The 22,997-nt window shown below is 69.8% G+C and carries 20 protein-coding genes; 10 read left to right on the top strand and 10 right to left on the bottom strand.

Going from position 1 to position 22,997, the window contains the following annotated elements; translation table 11 throughout:
- Window positions 1-13 precede the first annotated feature (13 nt).
- Together EHO50_RS27975 and aspS are read right to left on the bottom strand one after the other, a co-directional pair.
- Window positions 14-940: an intradiol ring-cleavage dioxygenase gene (locus tag EHO50_RS27975; RefSeq protein WP_128433953.1), complete on the bottom strand. Its 927-nt coding sequence runs from the start codon at window positions 938-940 to the stop codon at window positions 14-16.
- Between the two features lie 139 nt (window positions 941-1,079).
- Window positions 1,080-2,843: an aspartate--tRNA ligase gene (gene aspS / locus EHO50_RS27980; protein WP_128433954.1), complete on the bottom strand. Its 1,764-nt coding sequence runs from the start codon at window positions 2,841-2,843 to the stop codon at window positions 1,080-1,082.
- Between the two features lie 178 nt (window positions 2,844-3,021).
- Here aspS and EHO50_RS27985 point away from each other — a divergent pair, with 178 nt between their 5' ends.
- Window positions 3,022-5,235: a SpoIIE family protein phosphatase gene (locus EHO50_RS27985; protein WP_128433955.1), complete on the top strand. Its 2,214-nt coding sequence runs from the start codon at window positions 3,022-3,024 to the stop codon at window positions 5,233-5,235.
- Here EHO50_RS27985 and EHO50_RS27990 read toward each other — a convergent pair.
- Complete coding sequence (locus tag EHO50_RS27990; protein ID WP_128433956.1) at window positions 5,133-6,263, bottom strand: AI-2E family transporter; 1,131 nt, start codon at window positions 6,261-6,263, stop codon at window positions 5,133-5,135. The two genes, EHO50_RS27985 and EHO50_RS27990, sit on opposite strands and share 103 nt — an antisense overlap.
- Window positions 6,264-6,560: 297 nt before the next feature.
- Here EHO50_RS27990 and EHO50_RS27995 point away from each other — a divergent pair, with 297 nt between their 5' ends.
- Window positions 6,561-7,451 carry a BRO-N domain-containing protein gene (locus EHO50_RS27995; RefSeq protein WP_128433957.1) on the top strand — a complete coding sequence of 297 codons (891 nt, stop codon included), beginning with the start codon at window positions 6,561-6,563 and terminating at the stop codon, window positions 7,449-7,451.
- 105 nt (window positions 7,452-7,556) lie between these two features.
- Here EHO50_RS27995 and EHO50_RS28000 read toward each other — a convergent pair whose 3' ends face one another.
- From EHO50_RS28000 to EHO50_RS28010, 3 genes are all read right to left on the bottom strand, one after another.
- The gene (locus EHO50_RS28000; protein WP_128433958.1) at window positions 7,557-8,195 is read right to left on the bottom strand and encodes a hypothetical protein; all 639 of its coding nucleotides are present in this window, start codon (window positions 8,193-8,195) and stop codon (window positions 7,557-7,559) included.
- Window positions 8,196-8,361: 166 nt separating this feature from the next.
- Window positions 8,362-9,342: a pirin family protein gene (locus EHO50_RS28005; protein WP_128433959.1), complete on the bottom strand. Its 981-nt coding sequence runs from the start codon at window positions 9,340-9,342 to the stop codon at window positions 8,362-8,364.
- Window positions 9,343-9,535: 193 nt separating this feature from the next.
- Window positions 9,536-11,047, bottom strand: a complete 1,512-nt coding sequence (locus tag EHO50_RS28010) for an MFS transporter (RefSeq protein ID WP_128433960.1) — start codon at window positions 11,045-11,047, stop codon at window positions 9,536-9,538.
- 177 nt (window positions 11,048-11,224) lie between these two features.
- Between EHO50_RS28010 and EHO50_RS28015 the strand changes: the two genes are divergently transcribed.
- Window positions 11,225-11,971, top strand: coding sequence for a TetR/AcrR family transcriptional regulator C-terminal domain-containing protein (locus EHO50_RS28015; protein ID WP_128433961.1), 747 nt, complete (start codon window positions 11,225-11,227; stop codon window positions 11,969-11,971).
- 85 nt (window positions 11,972-12,056) lie between these two features.
- Here EHO50_RS28015 and EHO50_RS28020 read toward each other — a convergent pair whose 3' ends face one another.
- Window positions 12,057-12,530, bottom strand: coding sequence for an SseB family protein (locus EHO50_RS28020; RefSeq protein ID WP_031483212.1), 474 nt, complete (start codon window positions 12,528-12,530; stop codon window positions 12,057-12,059).
- Window positions 12,531-12,689: 159 nt separating this feature from the next.
- On the opposite strand from EHO50_RS28020, the gene EHO50_RS28025 reads away from it, so the two are divergent.
- From EHO50_RS28025 to EHO50_RS28040, 4 genes are all read left to right on the top strand, one after another.
- Window positions 12,690-13,511: an intradiol ring-cleavage dioxygenase gene (locus EHO50_RS28025; protein WP_128433962.1), complete on the top strand. Its 822-nt coding sequence runs from the start codon at window positions 12,690-12,692 to the stop codon at window positions 13,509-13,511.
- 134 nt (window positions 13,512-13,645) lie between these two features.
- The gene (locus EHO50_RS28030) at window positions 13,646-15,472 is read left to right on the top strand and encodes an acyl-CoA dehydrogenase (RefSeq protein ID WP_128433963.1); all 1,827 of its coding nucleotides are present in this window, start codon (window positions 13,646-13,648) and stop codon (window positions 15,470-15,472) included.
- 134 nt (window positions 15,473-15,606) lie between these two features.
- Window positions 15,607-16,905 (top strand): M18 family aminopeptidase, encoded by a 1,299-nt coding sequence (locus tag EHO50_RS28035; protein WP_128433964.1) that lies wholly within the window; start codon window positions 15,607-15,609, stop codon window positions 16,903-16,905.
- A gap of 60 nt (window positions 16,906-16,965) precedes the next feature.
- Window positions 16,966-17,220 (top strand): DUF6458 family protein, encoded by a 255-nt coding sequence (locus EHO50_RS28040; RefSeq protein ID WP_128433965.1) that lies wholly within the window; start codon window positions 16,966-16,968, stop codon window positions 17,218-17,220.
- Here the strand turns inward: EHO50_RS28040 and EHO50_RS28045 are convergent.
- The gene (locus tag EHO50_RS28045; protein WP_128433966.1) at window positions 17,208-19,064 is read right to left on the bottom strand and encodes an NHL domain-containing thioredoxin family protein; all 1,857 of its coding nucleotides are present in this window, start codon (window positions 19,062-19,064) and stop codon (window positions 17,208-17,210) included. The two genes, EHO50_RS28040 and EHO50_RS28045, sit on opposite strands and share 13 nt — an antisense overlap.
- 29 nt (window positions 19,065-19,093) lie before the next feature.
- On the bottom strand, window positions 19,094-19,483 hold the full coding sequence (locus EHO50_RS28050) for a cupin domain-containing protein (RefSeq protein WP_128433967.1): 390 nt from the start codon (window positions 19,481-19,483) through the stop codon (window positions 19,094-19,096).
- A 53-nt stretch (window positions 19,484-19,536) separates the two neighbouring features.
- Here EHO50_RS28050 and EHO50_RS28055 point away from each other — a divergent pair, with 53 nt between their 5' ends.
- Together EHO50_RS28055 and EHO50_RS28060 are read left to right on the top strand one after the other, a co-directional pair.
- The gene (locus EHO50_RS28055) at window positions 19,537-20,520 is read left to right on the top strand and encodes a GlxA family transcriptional regulator (protein ID WP_128433968.1); all 984 of its coding nucleotides are present in this window, start codon (window positions 19,537-19,539) and stop codon (window positions 20,518-20,520) included.
- Entirely contained in the window at window positions 20,517-21,017 is a 501-nt protein-coding gene (locus tag EHO50_RS28060; protein ID WP_128433969.1) for an LURP-one-related/scramblase family protein, read from the top strand. Before EHO50_RS28055 ends, EHO50_RS28060 begins: the two co-directional genes overlap by 4 nt.
- Window positions 21,018-21,080: 63 nt before the next feature.
- On the opposite strand, the gene EHO50_RS28065 is transcribed toward EHO50_RS28060, so the two are convergent.
- The gene (locus EHO50_RS28065) at window positions 21,081-21,875 is read right to left on the bottom strand and encodes a carbon-nitrogen family hydrolase (RefSeq protein ID WP_128433970.1); all 795 of its coding nucleotides are present in this window, start codon (window positions 21,873-21,875) and stop codon (window positions 21,081-21,083) included.
- A 190-nt stretch (window positions 21,876-22,065) separates the two neighbouring features.
- On the opposite strand from EHO50_RS28065, the gene EHO50_RS28070 reads away from it, so the two are divergent.
- On the top strand, window positions 22,066-22,890 hold the full coding sequence (locus EHO50_RS28070; RefSeq protein WP_128433971.1) for a maleylpyruvate isomerase family mycothiol-dependent enzyme: 825 nt from the start codon (window positions 22,066-22,068) through the stop codon (window positions 22,888-22,890).
- Window positions 22,891-22,997: the final 107 nt, after the last annotated feature.

Raw genomic sequence — 22,997 nt, forward strand, 5'->3', positions numbered from 1 at the left:
GTACGTCCGCCGGTCAGGTTCCGGTGTTGGTGGCCTCGGGGTCGACGCCCATCGTGATCGTCGCGACGACGCCCTTGGCGATGTCGTTCTTCTTGTACTTCAGCTTCAGCAGGCCGCCCTCGGTCCCGTTGTCCGGGTAGATGGTGTCCTCGTCGAGCGTGGTGCGGGTGGTGGTGTTGGTGGAGTACGGCTCCACCTCCGCGGACGCCAGCACGGACTCCTCGTCGAAGAAGAACTGACCGGTGTGACAGGTGTTGCCGCCCTCGTACCCCGCGTCCGTCCAGGTGCCGCTCACATGCACCTTGGTGTGGATGTGGACGCAGCGGCCCTGGTACCAGCCGGGGAAGATCGTCCTGAACTCCACCACGCCGTTGCGGTCCGTCTTCCAGGTGCCGCGCAGGTAGCGCTCGTCGTCCGTCGGCTCCTCGTGGCCGCCACCGCCGCCACCCGGCTCGCCCGAGGGCTCCCCGGACGGGGGTTCGCCCGTCGGCTCACCGGACGGCGGGGTGCCGCCCCCACCGCCACCGCCGCTGCCCATGGCCTCGTATCCCGAGTAGACGCCCAGCGCGTTGCAGTGCCAGATGTCGACCGCGGCGTTCCTGATGGGCTTGCACGTCTCGGAGTCGATCACCTTGAGGCGGAGGGTGAGCGGGATGCCCTCCTCGTCCTCGGTCACGTCCTTACGGAGCTTGTCCGCGTCGATGTAGTAGGGGCCCTCGGTCGTCTCGGAGGTCAGCTTGTAGCAGACCTCCGAGCTCGACGCGCCGGCACTCGCGGTCGCGGACCCGCCCTTCGCTGCGGACTCACCCGCGAAGGCGCCCGCCGCCAGCGTGCCGCCCACGCCCACCGCGACGGCGGCTCCCGCACCGGCGACGACGACCTTGCGTCGCGTGAGGTCCCGCTTGTGTTTCGGCCCTTCGGCCGTGTGGTTTCCCGTCATGCGCAAGGAAGCTAGGGACCGCGCCTGTCAGGAGGTTAGGCAAGAGCTGGGTGACAGCCCTGCATGAGCGCCGTAAACGAAAGTGGCTCGGAACCGGTGTCGGTTCCGAGCCACCTACGGCTGCAAAGACCTGAAAGACCTACTTCGGCTGCGGCTTGCGCACCGTCAGGTGCAGCTCCTTCAGCCGCGCCTCCTCCAGCTCCGTCGGCGCGCCCATCATCAGGTCCTGGGCGTTGCCGTTGAGCGGGAAGGCGATGGTCTCGCGGATGTTCGGCTCGTCGGCCAGCAGCATGACGATGCGGTCGACGCCGGGGGCGATGCCGCCGTGCGGCGGGGCGCCGAAGCGGAACGCGCGCAGCATGCCGGCGAACTTCTCCTCGACGGTCTCACGGTCGTAGCCCGCGATCTCGAAGGCCTTCAGCATGATCTCCGGCTCGTGGTTCCGGATCGCGCCGGAGGACAGCTCGACGCCGTTGCAGACGATGTCGTACTGCCAGCCCAGGATGTCCAGCGGGTCCTGGGTCTCCAGGGCCTCAAGACCGCCCTGCGGCATGGAGAACGGGTTGTGCGAGAAGTCGATCGCGCCGGTCTCCTCGTCCTTCTCGTACATCGGGAAGTCGACGATCCAGCAGAACCGGAAGACGCCCTCCTCGAAGTGCCCGGCCCGCTTGGCGGCCTCGACCCGCACCGCGCCCATGATCTTCGAGACCTCGTCGAACTCGCCCGCACCGAAGAACACGGCGTGACCGGCGGCAAGCTGGAGCCGCTTGGTCAGCTCGGCGACGTTGTCCTCGGTGAGGAACTTCGCGATCGGACCGGTCAGCGAGCCGTCCTCCGCCACACGGACCCAGGCCAGGCCCTTGGCGCCCTGCGAGACCGCGAAGTCACCGAGCTGGTCGAAGAACTTCCGGGGCTGGGCGGAGACGTCCGGCACCGGCAGCGCGCGCACGTGCTTGCCGGCGAACGCCTTGAACTCCGAGCCCTCGAAGATGTCGGTGATGTCGACGAGCTCCAGCTGGGCGCGCAGGTCCGGCTTGTCGGAGCCGTACTTCAGCATCGCCTCACGGAACGGGATCCGCGGGAAGGGGGACGTGACGTGACGGCCGTTGCCGAACTCCTCGAAGAGCTCGGTCATGAGCTGCTCGATCGGCTGGAAGACGTCCTCCTGCTCGACGAAGCTCATCTCGACGTCGAGCTGGTAGAACTCGCCCGGCGAGCGGTCGGCGCGCGCGTCCTCGTCGCGGAAGCAGGGCGCGATCTGGAAGTAGCGGTCGAAGCCGGAGATCATCAGCAGCTGCTTGAACTGCTGCGGGGCCTGCGGCAGGGCGTAGAACTTGCCCGGGTTCAGACGGGAGGGGACGACGAAGTCGCGGGCGCCCTCGGGGGAGGTCGCGGACAGGATCGGCGTCGCCATCTCGTTGAAGCCCAGCGCCGTCATCTTGTGGCGGATCGCCGAGATCACCGACGTGCGCAGCAGGATGTTCTTGTGCATGCGCTCGCGGCGCAGGTCCAGGAAGCGGTACTCCAGGCGCCGCTCCTCGTTCACCCCGTCCTCGGTGTTGATCGTGAACGGCAGCGGGGCGGCCGCGCCGAGCAGCTCGACCTCGCCGACCTCGACCTCGATCTCGCCGGTGGGCAGCTCGGGGTTGATGTTCTCGGCGCCACGGGAGACGACCTTGCCGTCGACCCGGACCGTGGACTCCTTGGAGACCTTGTCCAGGGCCTCGTACGCGGGCGTGCCGGGGCGGGCGACGAGCTGCGTGATGCCGTAGTGGTCGCGCAGATCGATGAAGAGGATGCCGCCCAGGTCGCGCCGATTGTGCAGCCAGCCACTCAGCCGGACGTCGGTGCCGACGTCAGAGGAGCGGAGCTCGCCGCAGGTGTGGGACCTGTACCGATGCATCGTCGTTCATCCAGTCTTCGCGGATCGGGGGGCGTGTTTCACGTGAAACTTCCCCCAAGCCTACCGGGGACCCCAAGATCGGCTCCCCACCATTTGGCGGGCTCCGGGCCCCATGCCGACCAGATGCCCCGTACAGCTTCGGTGGCAGTGTGCGATCACCTCTTCTTACAGTGGGGCAATGCGCACTGGTGAGGCCCTGCCCGCCGTGGGGGAGGTTCTGGCCGCCCTCGCGACCGGACTGTGGCACTGGAACACCGCCACGGGACTGGTCACGGTCGACGCGGAGGCGGCACGGCTGCTCGGGCTGCCCGCCGAACAGGCCACTCTCAGCCAGGCCCAGGTGCGCTCCCGCCTGCACCCGGTCGACTGGAACGAGATCAGCGGAGTGATCCAGCTCGCCGTCGCCGAGGGCACCCTCGGCGAGGCGCGGGTGCGGATCATGGACGAGCGGGGCCGGGTCATCCGGGTCGGCCGCAGCCGCTTCCACGCCTCCTTCGACCGTGAGAAACGGTCGTACGAGGTGACCGGCTCCCTCCAGGAGGTCACCGAACCGACGCCGGGCACCCCCGCCGGGCGTACGGCGGTCACCGGCGACTGGCGGCGCTCACGGGAGGCGTTCCTGCTGGACGCGGGCCGGGCGCTGGCCGAGGCGCGGTCCACTGCGGAGGTGCTGCGGGTCGCGGCCGGCCTGTCGATGCCGGGCTTCTCACCGGACGGCCTCGCGGTGTTCGGCGTCACGGGCGACCGCCTGACGATCATCGGCCACCACGGCCACCAGCCCGGCGACGAGGGCCCCTTCACACACATGGCCCTGGACACGGACTACCCGGCCGCCGAGGTCGTCCGCACCGGCCGTGCCGTCTACCTCTCCTCACCCGAGAAGTACAAGGAGCGCTACCCGGTCACCTGGCCGCTCGCCGCGCACTTCAACCGCCAGTCCTGGGCGTTCCTGCCGCTGACCGTGGCCGGCCGCACGATGGGGGCCTGGATGGCGGCGTTCACCTATCCGGTCGCGTTCACGCCCGACGAGCGGTCCGTGCTGACGACGGTGGCCCGCATGCTCGCCCAGGCCCTCTCGCGCGCCGAGGCCGCCGAGTCCGCTCGGGAGCTGACGGACGGCCTCCAGCGCTCGATGCTGCCCCAGTTGGGCCCCGAGATACCGGGCATGAGCGTCGCCGCCCGCTATGTGCCGACCGGCGGCGGGCTCCAGGTCGGCGGCGACTGGTACGACATGATCCCGCTGCCCAACGGCCGCTTCGCCCTGGTCATCGGGGACGTCCAGGGCCATGACGTGCGGGCGGCGGGCCTGATGGGCCAGCTCCGCATCGCGCTGCGTGCCTACGCCGCCGAGGGCCACCGCCCCGACGCGGTCCTCTCCCGCGCCTCCCGCTTCCTGCACGGGATGACGTTCGGCTCCCTCGGCTCCCTCGACGAGGACCCCTCCGAGCTGCGCTTCGCGACCTGCCTGTACGTCGAGGTCGACCCCACGACCGGCCTGCTGGACATCGCCCGCGCCGGACACCCCGACCCGGCGATCCGGATGACCGACGGCACGGTGATAGCCCGCCCGACGGCCGGCGGCCTGCCGCTCGGCATCGACCCGGACGCCGACTACCCGACGACCCGGATCACCCTGGAACCCGGCGAGACCATGCTGATCTGCACGGACGGCCTGATCGAGACCGGCGGCCACGACCTGGAGACCGGCTGGAAGCGCATCCGCGCGATCCTCGAGGAGCACGACGGCGACCTGGAGGCGCTCGCCGACGCCCTCGTCCAGGCCGTGCACGGCCCGTCCTCCCACCACACCACCGGCCCGCTCGCCGACCGGCGCGAGGACGACATAGCGGTGCTGCTGCTGTGCCGGGAGGGAGACGGGTGCGGCTGCGGCGCCCCGGTCGCTGTGCGGCCGACGATCCGCCGCACCATGATGTCGGTGGCCCAGGCGGAGCCGGAGCGAGTGGCGGTGGCCCGGCAGCAGCTGCGGGAGCTGCTGCACGACTGGGCGTCCGAGGATCAGGTGGACTCGGCCGTCCTGCTCCTGTCCGAGACGCTCACGAACGTCCTCGTCCACACCGACGCCGACGCGCTGCTCCTCGCCGAAGTCCGCGGCGAGGCGGGGGACCGCCGGATGCGCGTCGAGGTGACGGACACCAGCGACGACCTGCCGCACAAGCGCAGCCCCGGGGAACTGGCGTCGTCCGGGCGGGGCCTGATGCTGATCGAACTGCTGGCTCAGGCGTGGGGAGTGGACCCCCGGGGCGAGGGCAAGAGCATCTGGTTCGAGCTCTACGAGTCCGAGGGCGCCGATGGTGCGGGGGGAGCCGATGGCTCGGGGCCCGCCGATGGTTCGGGGCCCGCTGACGGCTCGGGGGGCTCCGGGCTCGCGTAACGGTCCTGCAGTTCGTGCAGGACGCCGAAGGCGGCCGCGGTCAGCGGTACGGCGAGCAGCATGCCGAGCACTCCGGCCACGGACGCCCCCGCGGTGATCGCCACGATGACGGCGGCCGGGTGCATCTGCACGGTCCGGCTCTGGATCATGGGCGTCAGCACATGCCCTTCCAGGACCTGCACGGCGAGCACGACGGCCAGCACCCACAGCGCGATGACGAAACCCCGGTCGGCGAGCGCGACCAGCACGGCGACCGCCCCCGAGAGGAAGGCGCCCAGGTAGGGGATGTAGGCCCCGACGAAGACGAGCGCCCCGAGCCCGACCGCGCCCGGGACGTCGAGGACGAGCAGCCCGACGGTGATGCAGAGGGCGTCGATGAGGGCGATGAAGGTGGTGCCCCGCATGAACCCTTCCACGCCCTGGAACGCCCGCCGGGCCATGGCCTCCATGACCTTCCCGGCCTCGCCCGGGACGACGGACCGCAAAGCGCCGGCGGCCCGGTCGGAGTCCCGCAGGAAGAAGAAGACCAGCAGCAGAGCGAGCACCGCCATGGCGATGGTCTCCGCGACGACACTCACCCCGCTGATGACCCCGGAGGCGGCCGTCCCCCCGAAGTCGGTGAGCAGCTCCTTGGCGTTGGAGGCGAGGTCGTCCAGCGAGGTCCCGGCGGCCCCGAAGTGCTCGGCGAGGTCCTGGGCCGCCTGCTTGAGCGAGGCGAGGATCTCGTCGCCGGTGTCGACGATCGCTGCGACGACGATGTACACGGCCCCACCGACGACGGCCACGACGGCCACGCAGGTGAGACCGGCGGCGACGGACCGGTTCACCTTGGCCTGCACCAGCCGCCGGTGCAGCGGCCCGAGCAGCGCCGTCCCGAGCAGCGCGAGCAGCACGGGCACGACGGCGGTACGGAACTCCACGGCCAGCCGGATCCCGACGTAGACGACCCCGGCGACCAACAGCACGACGACACACCAGGCGGCGAGCCGCCGGACGGGGCCGGGGAGCAGCGGGGTGGAGTTCTGCACGCTTCCAGCGGATCACGGGCGAACAGGGCTGTCGTGCGCGGGCGGCCACTTGGATGACGCCTCGTCACCTGATGTGCCAGGAGTTGGAGACATGGTCACGGGGGGTCCCAACAGGGAAGAGTGCCGCGCGGTTGAAGGCAGGATCACCGACGCGCTGTCCCGACCGACCCGTCCGCGACGCGCTCAGATGAGGGCTTCGCAGAATCGATGCTTCTGTCCACTAACGGGTGAACATCCTTTCTATGGACGTGAGTTACCCCTCTGCGTGCCTAGCTTCCGGGGCGGAGGTGATGCTCGATGAACGAGCAGAGTAAGAATCAGCGGGACGCGATCGACATCAACGACTTCGTGTTCGCAGCCACGGGAACGCGGATGCGGAGGCTGACGACGCCGGATGGGGAGCACTGGTTTCCAGCGGCGGACGTGGCGGGCAGGCTGGGGTACTCAAACACCCGCGACGCACTGCGCCTGCACGTTGACCGCAGTTTGCAAAAGAGCCTCAGCGAGATTGCACAAGGCGTCGATACAGCCGACGCCTCGCGCAAACTTGCAGCTCACAAGCTCCAGAGGTCGATGAAGATGGTCAATCTCAGGGGGCTCATCCAGCTTGTCAACGGCTGCACCAAGCCCGAGTGCGCGCCCTTCAAGAACTGGGTCGCCGAGGTCATCGAGACCATCCAGCGCGATGGCTCGTACAGTCTGGAACCATCCCCGGCACAAACCCCTGCCACCGGCGCCCCCGCCTACGTCATGCCCCAACAGGTCGCCGACGCCATCGTCCGGCTCGAACAACGCAACCTTGAGGCGGACGAGATGCTGGCGGCCTTCGCCGGGGAGCGCAATGACCTGCTGCGGCAGATCAGCGGCAGCCTGAAGGACATCGCCGAGTCTCTGAGGCGCCGTCACGACGACCACCCCGCCCCGGCCCCGAAGTTGACGCCGCAGGAACTCCTCGCCACCTGGAAGGCGAAGAACCTCGTCGTCACCGAGGACGTCCACGCGGTGGCCGCCTACCTGGCCCCGGCCCTGTTGAACGGTGGTGCCCACTACCGCATGGCGGAGATCGCCAACCGCACCGGGCTGCCACACGAACGCGTCCACGACTGCCTGCGGATGCTGCTCAAGCGGGGCTGCATGCGCCAGGCCGGGTGCGCTCCGGACGGGGCGCCTGTGTACGTGCTGCCGTAACGCCGTAGCGAAGGCGCCATGAGACAGGCCCGAAGCCGCAAATCGAAGTTGCGGCTTCGGGCCTCGTCGTACCGTACCCAACGACACACACTGATCGCCGCAGAACTACGCCTCCGTCGGCGGCCGCAGCACCAGCACCACTCCCGCGAGCACCGTCCACAACGCCATGAGCAGCACCGTCAGCCACGCGCTGAACGGCCCCGCCAGGCACAGCACCGCGATGACGAACCCGAACCAGGCCAGCCACTGCGGTACGGCACCGGTCGTGCGGGATGCCCGCCACACGGCGAACAGCAGCACCGCCGCGCCGACCATGGCCGCGACGGTCCCGGCGTAGGACACGTCCAGGAGCAGGAGGGCCACCGTTCCGGTACCCGGGGTCACCACGAACGCCTCCGTGTGGCTGGCCGTGATGGCGTAGATGGCACCGGCGATCGTCGCGATCATCGTCAGTGCGACGAACAGGATGCCGCCCACGAGCACCAGGGACGACCGGCTCGCGGTGACGCGGGCCAGGGCGGCCAGGAAGAACAGGAAGAGCAGCCCCGCGGCCAGCATCACCAGGGCCATGGCCTCGGTCAGGTCGCGGTTGCCTGCGTCCCGGTAGAACTCGACCGTCTCGCGCAGGCCGTTCCTGCCCTCGTAGTCCGGGCTGTTGCCGTATGTCACCACCAGGGCGACGAGCATCAGGGCGCCGGAGGCGATCCCGGCGACACCCGGCCAGAAGATTCCTCGCGGCCTCACGCCCGGGGTGTGCGCCCTCGGTGGCGCCGGTCTCGTCGGGGTCGTAGTCATGTCGCCCTCCCACGCGATGGAGTCACGTGAGGGTCCCGAAAGAGGACTCTTTTCCCATTCTGCCCCTCCTGTCCCGCAGGAGACAGGAGGGGCAGACAGATGACCGGTTGCCGCTCTAGAGCTGGTCGGGGCCGCTCTCCGACATCCCGTGCACGGCTGGGATCGTCCCCAGCCTGCCCTTCTGGAAGTCCTCGAAGGCCTGCTGGAGTTCTTCCCGCGTGTTCATCACGAAGGGGCCGTAGTGGGCCATCGGCTCGCGGATCGGCTGTCCGCCCAGGAGGACGACCTCCAGGTCCGGCGTGTGGGAGTCCTGCTTCTCGTCCGCGCGCACGGTCAGGGAGCCGCCGCTGCCGAAGACCGCCGTCTGACCCAGCTGGACGGGACGGCGCTCCGCACCCACCGAGCCGCGGCCCGCGAGCACGTACGCGAGGCCGTTGAAGTCCTCGCGCCACGGCAGGGTGATCTCCGCACCCGGGGCGAGGGTCGCGTGGATCATCGTGATCGGGGTGTGGGTGATACCGGGACCCTGGTGGCCGTCCAGTTCGCCGGCGATGACGCGCAGCAGGGCGCCGCCGTCGGGGGTGGTGAGCAGCTGGACGTTGCCGCCACGGATGTCCTGGTAGCGCGGCGCCATCATCTTGTCCTTGGCCGGGAGGTTCACCCACAGCTGCAGGCCGTGGAAGAGACCGCCGGACATGACGAGGGACTCCGGCGGAGCCTCGATGTGGAGGAGACCGCTGCCCGCGGTCATCCACTGCGTGTCGCCGTTGGTGATGGTGCCACCGCCGCCGTTGCTGTCCTGGTGGTCGAAGATCCCGTCGATGATGTACGTGACGGTCTCGAAGCCGCGGTGCGGGTGCCAGGGGGTGCCCTTGGGCTCGCCCGGCGCGTAGTCCACCTCGCCCATCTGGTCCATCATGATGAACGGGTCCAGGTGGCGGTAGTTGATCCCGGCGAACGCACGGCGCACCGGGAAGCCCTCGCCCTCGAAACCGCTCGGCGCGGTCGTGACGGCGAGCACGGGACGGGCCACTGCCTCCGCGGGCGCGGCGACGCGCGGCAGCGTCAGCGGGTTCTCGACGGTCACTGCAGGCATGTCGGTACCTCCTTGTGCGGCCAGTTTAGTTGAGCATTGAACTTCCTGCCACCCCTAACGGGAAAAGCGCGGCAGCCATTCCCGCCGGGTACAGGCCGAAGGCCGACACCCGAGGAGGGCGCCGGCCTTCGTCACAAGGACCCGGTTCTTGCAGGAACGGCTCAGTGTTTCAGGTGGAGCCGGGACAGGGGGGTCAGACGACCAGTTCGCGCTGCTCCTCGGCGGTACGGGCCGCCTCCTGCGGCTTGCGCCGGTCGTCCCGCATCACCAGCGTCGCCAGCAGCGCCGCCGCCAGGACACCGATCGCGCTGACCGTGAAGGTGGTGGACATCGAGGCGGTGAAGGCCTCGCGGGCCGCCGCGACCAGACCGGCGTCGCCGCCGGCCACCGCACCGGCGATCGAGTGCTTCGCCTCGTCCGGCGTCCCCTCGGGCATCCGGTCCGCGAAGCCGCTCGACAGCAGCGAGCCCAGGATCGCGATGCCCAGCGCGGTGCCGGCCTGCTGGATGGTGTCGTTCAGGGCCGAGCCGACGCCCGCCTTGTCCTCGGGGATGGTGCCCATCAGCGCGCCGACCGCGGCCGGCATCGCCAGACCCGCGCCGAGGCCGAGGAGACCGAGCGCCACCGCCGGGACCGTGAAGCCGGAGTCCGCCGAGACCGTGGCGAGCAGGGTGAAGCAGGCCACCATCACCAGCATGCCCGCGAGGATCACCCACCGGTTGCCGTACTTCGCGGCGAGCTTGACGCCCACGCCGTTGCCGAGCAGGGCGGTGACCGCCAGCGGCAGGAAGGCGAGGCCGGCCTTGATCGGCGAGTAGCCGAGCACGAACTGCAGGTACTGCGTGAGGACCAGCAGCAGACCGCCGTTGCCGATCTGGACGAGGGCCAGGGAGAGCGAACCGCCGCTGAAGTTGCGGTGCTTGAACAGGACCAGCGGGACCATGGGGGACTTGGTGACGTTCTCCCAGACCACGAACCCGGCCAGCGAGGCGAGCGCGACCACCAGGGTGATCGTGGAGCGGCCACCCAGCGCACCGTGCTGCGGGAGCTCGATGATCCACCAGACCAGGGCCGTCATCCCGACCGCCGAGAGCACCGCGCCCAGCGGGTCGGCCTTCTGCCAGGGCGCCCTGGACTCCGGCATCAGCGTGAGACCGGCGACGATCGCGAGCGCCACGATGGGGACGTTGATGAAGAAGATCGACTGCCAGGAGAAGTGGTCGATCAGGACACCACCCAGCACCGGGCTGCCCACCAGGCCGAGCATCGACACCGAGCTCCAGGCCGCCATCGCCTTGCCGCGCTCGTCCTCGTCGAAGACGGTGATCAGGATCGACAGGGTCGAGGGCATGATCAGCGCCCCGCCGACACCCATCGCGACGCGCACGGCGATCACCTCGCCAGGGCTGGTGCACCAGGTCGCGGCCAGCGAGGCCGCCCCGAAGAGCAGGAGCCCGATCAGCATCACCTTCCGGCGCCCGAACCGGTCGCCCAGGCTGCCGGAGGTGAGCAGGAGGCCGGCGAAGACCAGGATGTAGGAGTCCAGGATCCACTGGGTGTCCTGGGCGCTCGCCCCGATGTCCTCGGTCATCACGGGCACCGCGACGGTCAGCGCCATGCTGTCGACGACCAGCACCAGCGTGCTCAGGCAGAGCACGATCAGGATCCACCAGCGGCGTGGATCGCGAGTTCCCTTGACGTCCATGACAGTTCCCCTCCGGCTTCGTGAACACCGTTCCTTCGTTGCGAACACTGTACGCACAACGGAACGGTGTTCGCAACCATCGATTCCTGTACGCTGAATGCGAACGATGTACGCACCCGCGGCAGCCTTACGCAGCGCAGCCCGGCCCCGCCCGCAGAAGCCCCCGAAGGAGCCTCGATGGCCGCCAAGACGACGAAGCCGAGCCCCATCCCCTCCGTCTGGGCCCGCCCCCAGCGCGAGCAGGACCAGCCCACGCTCAACCGCGCCACGATCGTGCGCGAGGCGATCGTCATGCTGGACGCGGAGGGCGTCGAGGCGCTGAGCATGCGCAAGCTCGCCACTCGCCTGAACGCGGGCGCGGCCTCCCTCTACCGGCACGTCGCCACCAAGGACGAGCTGATGGAGCTGGCCGTCGACGAGGTCGCCGCCGAGATCCACGTACCGCCGGCGGACAGCCCCGACTGGCGCGCGGCCGTCAGCGAGGCCGCGCACTCCTTCCGTACGACGGCCCTACGGCACCCGTGGCTGGGTTCGGTCCTCGGCCAGGCGGGCCTCGCCTATCTGGGCCCCAACCTGATGTCGTACTCGGAGCGCCTGGCGGCCCTGTTCACGGCCGCGGGATTCCCGGATCCCACGGGCGCGATCGACGCCGTGTTGTCGTACGTGATCGGCATGAGCACCACCGAGGCCGCCTGGCTCAGCACGGTCGCCCGCTCCGGGGAGTCCGAGGCCGACTTCATCGCACGGCTGCTGCCCGCGGCCCAGCAGGCGGTGGCGGAGCACGAACACCTGGCGAAGGGCTACGCCGAGACGGAGGAGGCCGCCACCACGGACCCGGCCGCCATGCGGGACGCGAAGTTCGCAGCGGCTTTGGAGATCGTGCTCGATGGGCTGACCCTGCGCCTCAAAGCAACGGGATCCTGAACGCCCCAGGGGCGCGGGGAACCGCGCGACCAGCCACGACGAACCCGCAGCCGCCACACAACCCGTCCCGGCACCCCGCTAGGCGCTACCCATACATCCGCCGCATCGCGAACTCGACCATCTGCTCCACGGCCTTCGCGTCGAACACCATCCGGTGCTCGCCCTCCATGTCCAGGACGAAGCCGTAGCCGGTCGGCAGCAGGTCGATCACCTCGGCGCCGGTGATGACGAAGTACTTGGACTCCTTGCCCGCGTACCGCCGCAGCTCCTTGAGCGAGGTGAACATCGGGATCACCGGCTGCTGGGTGTTGTGCAGGGCGAGGAAGCCGGGGTTGTCGCCGCGCGGGCAGTAGACCTTCGACGTGGCGAAGACCTGCTGGAAGTCCTCGGCGGACATCTGCCCGGTGGTGAAGGCCCGCACCGCGTCCGCGAGCGAGGGCGGGGACGGCTCGGGGTAGAGCGGTGGCTGCTGGCCGTACCCGCCGACGCCGCCGGCCATGGGCTGCTGCGGCGGGGCGTACCCCTGCTGTGCACCGACGTTCTGGTCGTAGCCGTACATGGGCGCAAGCGTACCGAGAGCGCGGGGACGGCGGGCCGGTACGGGGGACCAGTACGGGAGGAGGGGAACGGGAGGCCGGAACGGGGCCCTGGCAAACCGACAGCGACTCGACAGCGACTGGCCTGGTTTCCGACAGCTGCCCTTCATTAGCGTCTGACCATGAGCCGACATCACGACGACGAGGTCCACGAGCACGACCGAGGGCTCTCGTACGACCTTCCCGTCCTCGCCCGCCGCCGGATGATCCGGCTCATGGCGGGCGCGAGCCTGATTCCGCTGGTGGGCTGCACCTCCGAGGAGGAGACCTCGACGTCGTCCTCGGCGCCCTCCTCTGCCTCCTCGTCCGCCGAGTGCGCCACCATCCCCGACGAGACCGCCGGCCCCTTCCCCGGCGACGGTTCGAACGGCGTGAACGTCCTGAAGGAGAGCGGTGTCGTGCGCAGCGACATCACCTCCAGCTTCGGTGACTCCGCGGGCGGCACCGCCGAGGGCGTCCCCCTGACCGTCACCCTCACGGTCGTGGACGCCGCCTCCGGCTGCGGGACGCCGAAGAAGGGCGCCGCCGTCTACCTCTGGCACTGCGACCGTGAGGGCGACTACTCCCTGTACTCCGAGGGCGTCACGGACGAGAACTATCTGCGCGGCGTCCAGGAGACCGACGACAAGGGCCGGGTCACCTTCAAGAGCATCTTCCCGGGCTGCTACACGGGCCGCTGGCCGCACATCCACTTCGAGGTCTACGGCAGCCTGGCCGACGCCACGGCGGCGACCTCCATCACCAACACCTCACAGCTCGCCTTCCCGAAGGACGTCTGCGACACGGTGTACGCCACGGACGGCTACAGCCGGAGCGTGACGAACCTGAGCGAGCTGTCCCTGGAGACGGACGGCATTTTCAGCGACGGCTACGACCAGCAGATGGCCGCCATGAAGGGGAGCGCGGCGGAGGGATACACGGCGACGCTGACGGTTCCGGTGTGACCTGTCACAGATTGCGGATCGGGGTTGCGTCTTATTACTGGCGGGTAGCATCATCGTAGCTACTTGTTGGTACGTGAACTAGCGCGAGGATGCACACCCAGTGCCTCGCCGATCTCTCTAACGGAGCCGTCGCCATGGGGCACTACAAGTCGAATCTCCGCGACATCGAGTTCAACCTCTTCGAAGTACTCGGGCGCGACAAGCTGTACGGCACCGGCCCGTTCGAGGAGATGGACACCGAGACCGCGAAGAGCATCCTCGAGGAGCTGACCCGCCTCGCGGAGAACGAGCTGGCGGAGTCCTTCGCGGACGCCGACCGCAACCCGCCGGTCTTCGACCCCGAGACGAACACCGCGCCGGTCCCGGCGTCCTTCAAGAAGAGCTACAAGGCCTTCATGGACTCCGAGTACTGGCGCCTCGGCCTGCCCGAGGGGATCGGCGGCACCACGGCTCCGCCGTCCCTGATCTGGTCGTACGCGGAGCTGATCCTCGGCTCGAACCCGGCCGTGTGGATGTACTCCTCCGGCCCGGCGTTCGCCGGGATCCTCTACGACGAGGGCAACGACGTCCAGAAGAAGATCGCCCAGATCGCCGTCGAGCGGACCTGGGGCTCCACCATGGTGCTGACCGAGCCGGACGCCGGCTCGGACGTCGGCGCCGGTCGCACCAAGGCGGTCCAGCAGGAGGACGGCTCCTGGCACATCGAGGGCGTGAAGCGCTTCATCACCTCCGGTGAGCACGACATGGAGGAGAACATCCTTCACTACGTGCTCGCCCGCCCCGAGGGCCACGGCCCCGGCACCAAGGGCCTGTCGCTCTTCCTCGTCCCGAAGTACCTCTTCGACTTCGAGACCGGCGAGCTGGGCGAGCGCAACGGCGTCTACGCCACGAACGTCGAGCACAAGATGGGCCTGAAGGCCTCCAACACCTGCGAGATGACCTTCGGCGACCAGCACCCCGCCAAGGGCTGGCTGATCGGCGACAAGCACGACGGCATCCGCCAGATGTTCCGCATCATCGAGTTCGCCCGCATGATGGTCGGCACGAAGGCGATCTCCACGCTGTCGACGGGCTACCTGAACGCGCTGGAGTACGCCAAGGAGCGCGTCCAGGGTCCGGACCTCGCGAACTTCATGGACAAGACCGCGCCCAAGGTCACCATCACCCACCACCCTGACGTGCGCCGCTCGCTGATGACGCAGAAGGCGTACGCGGAGGGCATGCGCGCGCTGGTCCTCTACACGGCCTCGATCCAGGACGCGATCCAGGTCAAGGAGACGGCCGGCGAGGACGCCAAGGCCGAGCACGCGCTCAACGACCTGCTCCTGCCGATCGTCAAGGGCTACGGCTCCGAGAAGGGCTACGAACAGCTCGCCCAGTCGCTGCAGACCTTCGGCGGCTCCGGCTTCCTGCAGGAGTACCCGATCGAGCAGTACATCCGCGACGCCAAGATCGACACCCTGTACGAGGGCACGACCGCGATCCAGGGCCAGGACTTCTTCTTCCGGAAGATCGTCCGCAACCAGGGCGCCGCGCTGAACTCGCTCGCCGAGGACATCAAGAAGTTCCTGGCACTCGGTGAGGGCGGCGAGGAGCTGGCCGGCGCCCGCGAGCACCTCGCGAAGGCGGCCGTCGAGCTGGAGGCGATCGTCGGTCTGATGCTGACCGACCTCGCGGCCACCGAGTCGGACGTCAAGAACATCTACAAGGTGGGTCTGAACACCACCCGCCTGCTGATGGCCTCCGGTGACGTCGTCGTCGGCTACCTGCTCCTCAAGGGTGCCGCGGTCGCCGCCGAGAAGCTTCAGACGGCCTCCGCGAAGGACAAGGCGTTCTACACGGGCAAGATCGCGGCGGCGAAGTTCTTCGCGGCCAACGTCCTGCCGGGCGTCACCGGTGCGCGCAAGCTCGCCGAGAACATCGACCTGGACCTGATGGAGCTGGACGAGGCGGCGTTCTAACCGGACGAGGCGGCGTTCCAACCGCTCGTTCCGGCCACTCGTTCCACTCACTCACGGACAATCCACATCGCCCTCACGAGGGCCCGCTCCCCATCACCGGGAGCGGGCCCTCGTACGTCGTTAAGGTGAACCCCATGAGCGAACCCCCCCGCTTCGACCGCGGCCACACCGACGACCTCATGTCCTTCCTCGCGGCGAGCCCGTCGCCGTACCACGCCGTGGCGAACACCGCGGAACGGCTGGAAAAGGCCGGCTTCCGGCAGGTCGCGGAGACGGACGCCTGGGACGGGACGAGCGGCGGAAAGTACGTGCTGCGCGGTGGCGCGATCGTGGCCTGGTACGTCCCGGAGGGCGCGGCGCCCCACACGCCGTTCCGGATCGTCGGCGCGCACACGGACTCCCCCAACCTCCGTGTGAAGCCGCTGCCGGACACCGGGGCGCACGGCTGGCGGCAGGTGGCCGTGGAGATCTACGGCGGACCGCTGCTCAACTCCTGGCTCGACCGCGACCTGGGCCTGGCGGGCCGGCTGACCCTGCGGGACGGCACGACGCGGCTGGTGAACGTGGACCGCCCGCTGCTGCGCGTCCCCCAGCTCGCCATCCACCTGGACCGTTCGGTGTCGGCGGAGGGGCTCAAGCTCGACAAGCAGCGGCATCTGCAGCCCATCTGGGGCCTCGGCAATGACGTGCGCGACGGCGACCTGATCGCCTTCCTGGAGGAGACGGCAGGTCTGGCGGCCGGCGAGGTCACCGGCTGGGACCTGATGGTCCACTCCGTGGAGCCCCCGGCCTACCTCGGCCGGGACAAGGAGCTGGTCGCGGGCCCGCGCATGGACAACCTGCTGTCCGTGCACGCGGGCGCGGCGGCGCTGACCGCGGTCGCGGCTTCCGGCGGCGGACTGCCGTACATCCCGGTGCTGGCCGCCTTCGACCACGAGGAGAACGGCTCGCAGAGCGACACCGGCGCCGACGGGCCGCTGCTGGGCGGCGTCCTGGAGCGTTCGGTCTTCGCACGCGGAGGGTCGTACGAGGACAAGGCACGTGCCTTCGCGGGCACCGTCTGTCTGTCCTCCGACACGGGCCACGCGGTCCACCCCAACTACGCGGAGCGGCACGACCCGACGCACCACCCGCGCGTCAACGGCGGGCCGATCCTGAAGGTCAACGTCAACAACCGCTACGCGACCGACGGTTCGGGCCGCGCGGTGTGGGCCGCCGCCTGCGAGAGGGCCGACGTCCCCTTCCAGTCCTTCGTCTCCAACAACTCCATGCCCTGCGGCACCACGATCGGCCCGATCACCGCGGCCCGGCACGGCATCAAGACGGTCGACATCGGCGTGGCGATCCTGTCGATGCACAGCTCGCGGGAGTTGTGCGGCGCGGACGACCCGCATCTGCTGGCGAACTCGTTGGTGGCGTTCCTGGAGGGGTAGTCGCGCGTGACCGGGGTACTCGCCTCCGACCGGAACCACCGGACAGGGAGGCGACAACTCATGGGCCTCGGCGGGTGCATCATCCTCATCGCCGTGGGAGCCATCCTCACGTTCGCGACCGACTGGGACATGCAGGGTGTCAATCTCGACCTCGTCGGGATCATCCTGATGATCGTCGGACTGATCGGAACCACGACGTTCAGCAGCATCGCAAGGCGTCGCCGCGTGGTGGTGCCGCCTTCGACACCGGTCGTCGACGAGACCGGACACCACCACCACAGGCGGGACGGCTACAGCGACGGTTACGGCGTCTGAGCGTCCATCCCCGCAAGCACCAGCGGCAGGCGGGGCGTGCCGGTCTCCGCGAGGCGGACCGGCACGCCCCAGTCCTGCTGATGGACATGGCACGCGGGGTACTCGTTGGCGCCCGCGGCGGAGCCGCTATTGGATGCAGTGTCGTCGCAGGACGCCGCCATCGCCGAGACGTGCAGAACGCCCTCGGAGACAGCCGGGTTGAGTTCCAGGGTGCGGGCGAGATCGGTGTCCGCGCCCGCACCGGAGAGCAGCAACTCGGGCGGCGTCGACGAGACCAGCAGGCGCGTCGAGGGGCCGTACCGTGTGTCCAGCTTCTGGCCCGCGGGCGCCTCGAAGATCACGTCCAACTGGAGCTTGCCCGGGGCGACTTCGGTGGCGGCGCGCTGAGTGCGGTGGGCGACCGCGTCGACGCGTACGGCCTCCTCCGGCAGGCGCAGCCGGGTCAGCCGGTGCCGGGCCGACTCCACGACCACGATGTCGTCCCCGACGAGCACCGCGTCCGACGGCTCCCGCAGGTCCGTGGCCAGGGTGGTGACCTCGCCGCTCGCGGGGTCGTAGCGGCGCAGGGCGTGGTTGTAGGTGTCGCTGACGGCGACCGAACCGTCGGGGAGCGCCGTGACGCCCAACGGATGCTGCAACAGGGCCTGTTCGGCGGCGCCGTCGCGGTGACCGAAGTCGAAGAGGCCGGTGCCTACGGCGGTGTGGACGGTGCCGTCCCGGTCCACCCAGCGCAGGGCGCTCGTCTCGGAGTCGGCCAGCCACAGCCGGTCCCCGTCGAGGGAGACGGCGAGGCCCGACGGCTGGGCGAACCAGGCCTCGGTGGAGGGGCCGTCGACAAGGCCCTCGTTGGTGGTGCCGGCGGTGACGGAGACGGTGTCCCCGGCCGGGTCGTACGCCCACAGCTGGTGGACGCCGGCCATGGCGATCCAGAGCCGGTTGTTCCACCAGGCCACGTCCCAAGGTGAGGAGAGTTTGACGTCCCTTCCAGGGCCCGAGGTGGCCTCTCCCTGCATCCACTGGCCGCCTGTGCCCGCAAGGGTCGTGGTCCGGCCCGTCTCGGGGTCGAAGCGCCGGATCAGGTGGTTCACCGTGTCGGCGATCGCCACGCTCCCGTCCGGCAGGAGGTCCAGCCCCTGCGGCTCCTGGAACCGCGCTCGGTCCGCGTAGCCGTCCGTGGCACCACGGCTGCCCTGGCCGATCCGCCGTACGACCGTCTCCCCGTCCTCGGCCAACTCCACCAACTGATGCCGGGTCGTGTCGCTGACCAGGAAGTTCCCGGAGGGCAGACGCAGCGCCTTGCCCGGGAAACGCAGCACCGTCGGCTCCGGCTCCGGCGCCACATACGGCCCGTCACCGCGGCGCAGGGTGCCCTTCGTCTCGTGCTCGGCCTCCAGCTCCGTCACCAGGCGCTCGATGGCGTGCACATGGCCCTCACCGGCGTGCTGCGCGACGACGTAGCCCTCCGGGTCGATCACCACGAGGGTCGGCCAGGCCCGCACCGCGTACTGCTTCCAGGTGGCGAGCTCGGGGTCGTCGAGGACGGGATGCTCGACGCCGTACCGCTCCACGGCGTCGACGACCGCCCGGTGCTCGGCCTCGTGCACGAACTTCGGCGAGTGCACCCCGATGACCACCACGGTGTCCCGGTGCTTCTCCTCCAGCTCCCTGAGCTCGTCCAGGACGTGCAGGCAGTTGATGCAGCAGAACGTCCAGAAGTCCAGGATCACGATGCGTCCCCGCAGGTCGGCGAGGCCGTACGGGCGGCCGCCCGTGTTCAGCCAGCCGCCCTTGCCGATCAGCTCGGGGGCGCGGACGCGGACGCGACGGGGTGCGGAGTCGTTCATGCCCCAAGGGTGCCACCGGGCACTGACAGTCAGGTCAGTGCGTGTCCGGTGGTCGCGTCCACATGGTCCGGCACCTCGTCGTGGCGGTCGCCGACGGTCAGGGTGCCGGTGGGTTCGAGGACGAGGATGGCGGCGGGGGCGGGGGCGTACGGCTTGTGTTCGGTGCCGCGGGGGACCGTGAAGACGGAGCCCCTGGGGAGCACGACCGTGCGCTCGCCCGCCGGTTCCCGCAGGGAGATGTGCAGTTCGCCGTCGAGGACCAGGAAGAACTCGTCGGTGTGGTCGTGGACGTGCCAGACGTGGTCGCCGTCGACCTTGGCCACGCGAACGTCGTAGTCGTTGACGGTGGTGACGATGCGAGGGCTCCACTGCTCGGTGAAGGAGGCGAGGGCCCGGTCCAGGGATATGGGTTCTGTCATGTCCGTCATCGTGCGGGCTGTCCGGGCCGCCCTGGAACTGCTAGAAATCGCATATGCCGCAAGGATCCTCGCACCAAGTCGTGCTGATCGTGGACGAGAACTCGAACCCCTTCGAGATGAGCTGTGCCATCGAGGTCTTCGGGCTGCGCCGACCCGAGCTGGGCCGGGAGCTCTACGACTTCACCCTTTGCGCCGCCGGGCCCCGCACCCGGATGCGGGACGGCTTCTTCACGCTCACCGGAGTCGCGGGGCTGGAGGCGGCGGACGAGGCGGACACGCTGATCGTGCCGAACCGGCCCGACACGGACACCCCGCGCTCGCCGCGCGTGCTGGACGCCGTACGACGGGCACACACGCGTGGCGCCCGGCTCGTCGGCTTCTGCTCGGGCGCGTTCACCATGGCGGAGGCCGGGCTCCTGGACGGGCGGCGCGCGGCCTGCCACTGGATGTGGGCGGAGTCGTTCCGGGTGCGGTTCCCGAAGGTCCGGCTGGAGCCGGACGTGCTGTTCGTCGACGACGGGGACATCCTCACCGCCTCCGGCAGCGCGTCGGCGCTCGACCTGGGCCTGCATGTCGTACGACGCGACCACGGAGCCGAGATCGCCAACCACGTCTCCCGCCGGCTGGTCTTCGCCGCCCACCGCGACGGCGGCCAGCGCCAGTTCGTGGAGCGGCCGGTGCCGGACGTGCCGGACGAGTCGCTGGGGCCCCTGCTGGCATGGGCGCAGGAACGGCTGGGCGAGCCGCTGACGGTGGCCGACCTGGCGGCGCGGGCGGCGGTGTCGCCGGCCACCCTGCACCGCCGCTTCCGGGCGCAGCTGGGGACGACGCCGCTGGCCTGGCTGACGGGGGAGCGGGTGGCGCTCGCCTGCCGGCTGATCGAGCGGGGGGAGGAGCGGCTGGACGTGGTCGCGGCGAGGAGCGGGCTCGGCACGGCGGCGAACCTACGCGCGCGCGTGCGGCGCGAGACGGGGCTCAGCCCGTCGGCCTACAGGCGGCGTTTCGGACCGGGCGGCGGGGAACCCCTCGTCTCATGAGATTCCTCGTACGCGACCGGCTCCTCGGCTTCGGTGACGACTACTGGATCGAGGACGACCGGGGCAACAAGGTGTACCTCGTCGACGGCAAGGCGATGCGGCTGCGGGACACCTTCGAGCTGAAGGACACCCAGGGGCGCGTCCTCATCGACATCCACCAGAAGATGCTCGCCCTGCGCGACACCATGGTGATCGAACGGGACGGCGGACCGCTCGCGACGATCCGTCGCAAGCGGCTGTCCCTGCTGCGCAACCACTACCGGGTGTCCCTGGCGGACGGCAGCACCGAACTCGACGTCAGCGGCAAGATCCACGACCGGGAGTTCGCCATCGAGTACGACGGCGAACTGCTGGCCGTCGTCTCCCGCCGATGGCTGCATGTGCGGGAGACGTACGGCGTGGACGTCGTACGGGACGACGCGGATCCGGCGCTGCTGATCGCGGTGGCGGTGTGCGTGATCCACCTGGCGGAGAAGGAGCGGCGGGACGACGACTGAGACCGAGACGACCGCGACCCAGACGACTGGGGCCGAGACGACTGAGGCTCAGGGGGCGAGCCGTCAGCGACGCGGCGCCGCCAAGCCCAGCAGCCGGTCCTTCAGCGCCGGGAACTGGTCCCGCGTCACCGCGACCTTCCCCGGGTCGAACTCCACCGTGAGGACCTGCTCCCCCGCACCGGCCTGCGCCAGCACCTCGCCCCACGGATCCACCACGATCGAGTGACCGGCCTGTGGAACTCCCGCATGCGTCCCGGCCGTTCCACAGGCGAGCACGAACGCCTGGTTCTCCACCGCCCGCGCCTGAGCCAGCAGCGTCCAGTGCGCCCGGCGGCGCTCCGGCCAGCCCGCCGGAATGACCAGGGTCTCGGCGCCGGCGTCGACGAGGCCGCGGAAGAGTTCGGGGAAACGGAGGTCGTAGCAGGTGGCCACGCCAAGAGTCGTCTCGGGCAGACGAACCGTCACCAGTTCCTCACCCGCGCCCATCAGCACGGCCTCGCCCTTGTCGAAGCCGAACCGATGGATCTTTCGGTACGCGGCGACCAGATCACCGGAGGGGGAGAAGACGAGAGAGGTGTTGTAGAGCGGCCCGTCAGGGTCTCGCTCCGGGATCGAGCCCGCGTGCAGCCACACGCCCGCGTCGCTCGCGGCCTTGGCCATCGCCTCGTACGTCGGCCCTTCGAGCGGCTCGGCCTCACTGCCGAACTCCTCGTAGGCGAAGGCTCCGGTCGTCCACAGCTCGGGCAGGACCACCAGATCCGCCCCGGCCTGCTCCCGTACCAGCGAGGCAACCCTCACCCGACGCGATTCGACCGATTCGCCCTCATTGACATCGATCTGGAGCAAAGAGGCGCGCACACTACCACCGTCCTGGCGTTCGAGCGTTCCATACAGGCCTACGATCGTCACACGAAAGCACTGCCGGGGTGCCTCACAGCAGCGTAACTTAGCGTTTCAAGACACCCGCCGACAGCAGCCGCCGCCCACTGGCACCGCCGCCAGCACCTGCCCGCGTACCGACGTTCCAACCGCCGAGGGGTCCCGTTCCGTGAGTCTGCATCCCACCCTCCAGCCCTACGCCGACGCCTGGACCCACTCCATCGAAGCGATATCCGAGCTGGTGACGCCGCTGGTGGAGGGAGAGTGGAACCGGCGTACGCCCTGCCCCGGGTGGTCGGTGCGCGACGTGGTGTCCCATGTCATCGGCCTGGACTGCGAGATGCTCGGCGACCCGCGCCCCATCCACACGCTCCCGCGCGACCTCTTCCACGTCACGAACGACCACCAGCGCTACATGGAGATGCAGGTCGACGTCCGCCGCCACCACACGGCGCCGGAGATGACGTCCGAGCTGGAGTACACGGTCATCCGCCGCAACCGCCAGCTGCGCAACGAGTCCCGTGACCCCGGCACGAAGGTGCGCGGCCCGCTCGGGGCGGAGCTCACCCTCGAAGAGTCCATGCGGGGCCACGCCTTCGACGTATGGGTGCACGAGCAGGACCTGCGCACCGCCCTCGGCCGCCCCGGCAACCTCGACTCCCCCGGCGCGCACGTGGCCCGCGACGTGCTGCTCGCCAAGCTGCCCGACATCGTCGCCACCCGGGCCGAGGCTCCCCGCAGCTCGGCGATCGTCTTCGACGTCCACGGCCCGATCGAGTTCCTCCGTACGATCCGCGTCGACATCCAGGGCCGCGGCACCCTCGAAACGGCCCCCGCCCTGGGCCCCGCCGCCACCCTCACCCTCGACTGGGAGACCTACGTCCGCCTCGCCTGCGGCCGTGTCACGCCCGAGGCGGCGGCGGACCGGGTGAAGGCGGAGGGCGATCCGGGCCTGACGGCCGCGATCCTGCGGAACTTCACGGTGACGCGGTAGGGGTCCAGGGAGCGGAGCCCCCTTGCGGGGGTCGAAGGGGCGGAGCCCCTTCAAGGACGGGACGAGTAGGGGCGGCGGGAGCGAAAATCACTGTCGCCCACTCCCCA

Source organism: Streptomyces cyaneus, from assembly GCF_004028635.1.
Classification (GTDB): domain Bacteria; phylum Actinomycetota; class Actinomycetes; order Streptomycetales; family Streptomycetaceae; genus Streptomyces; species Streptomyces cyaneus.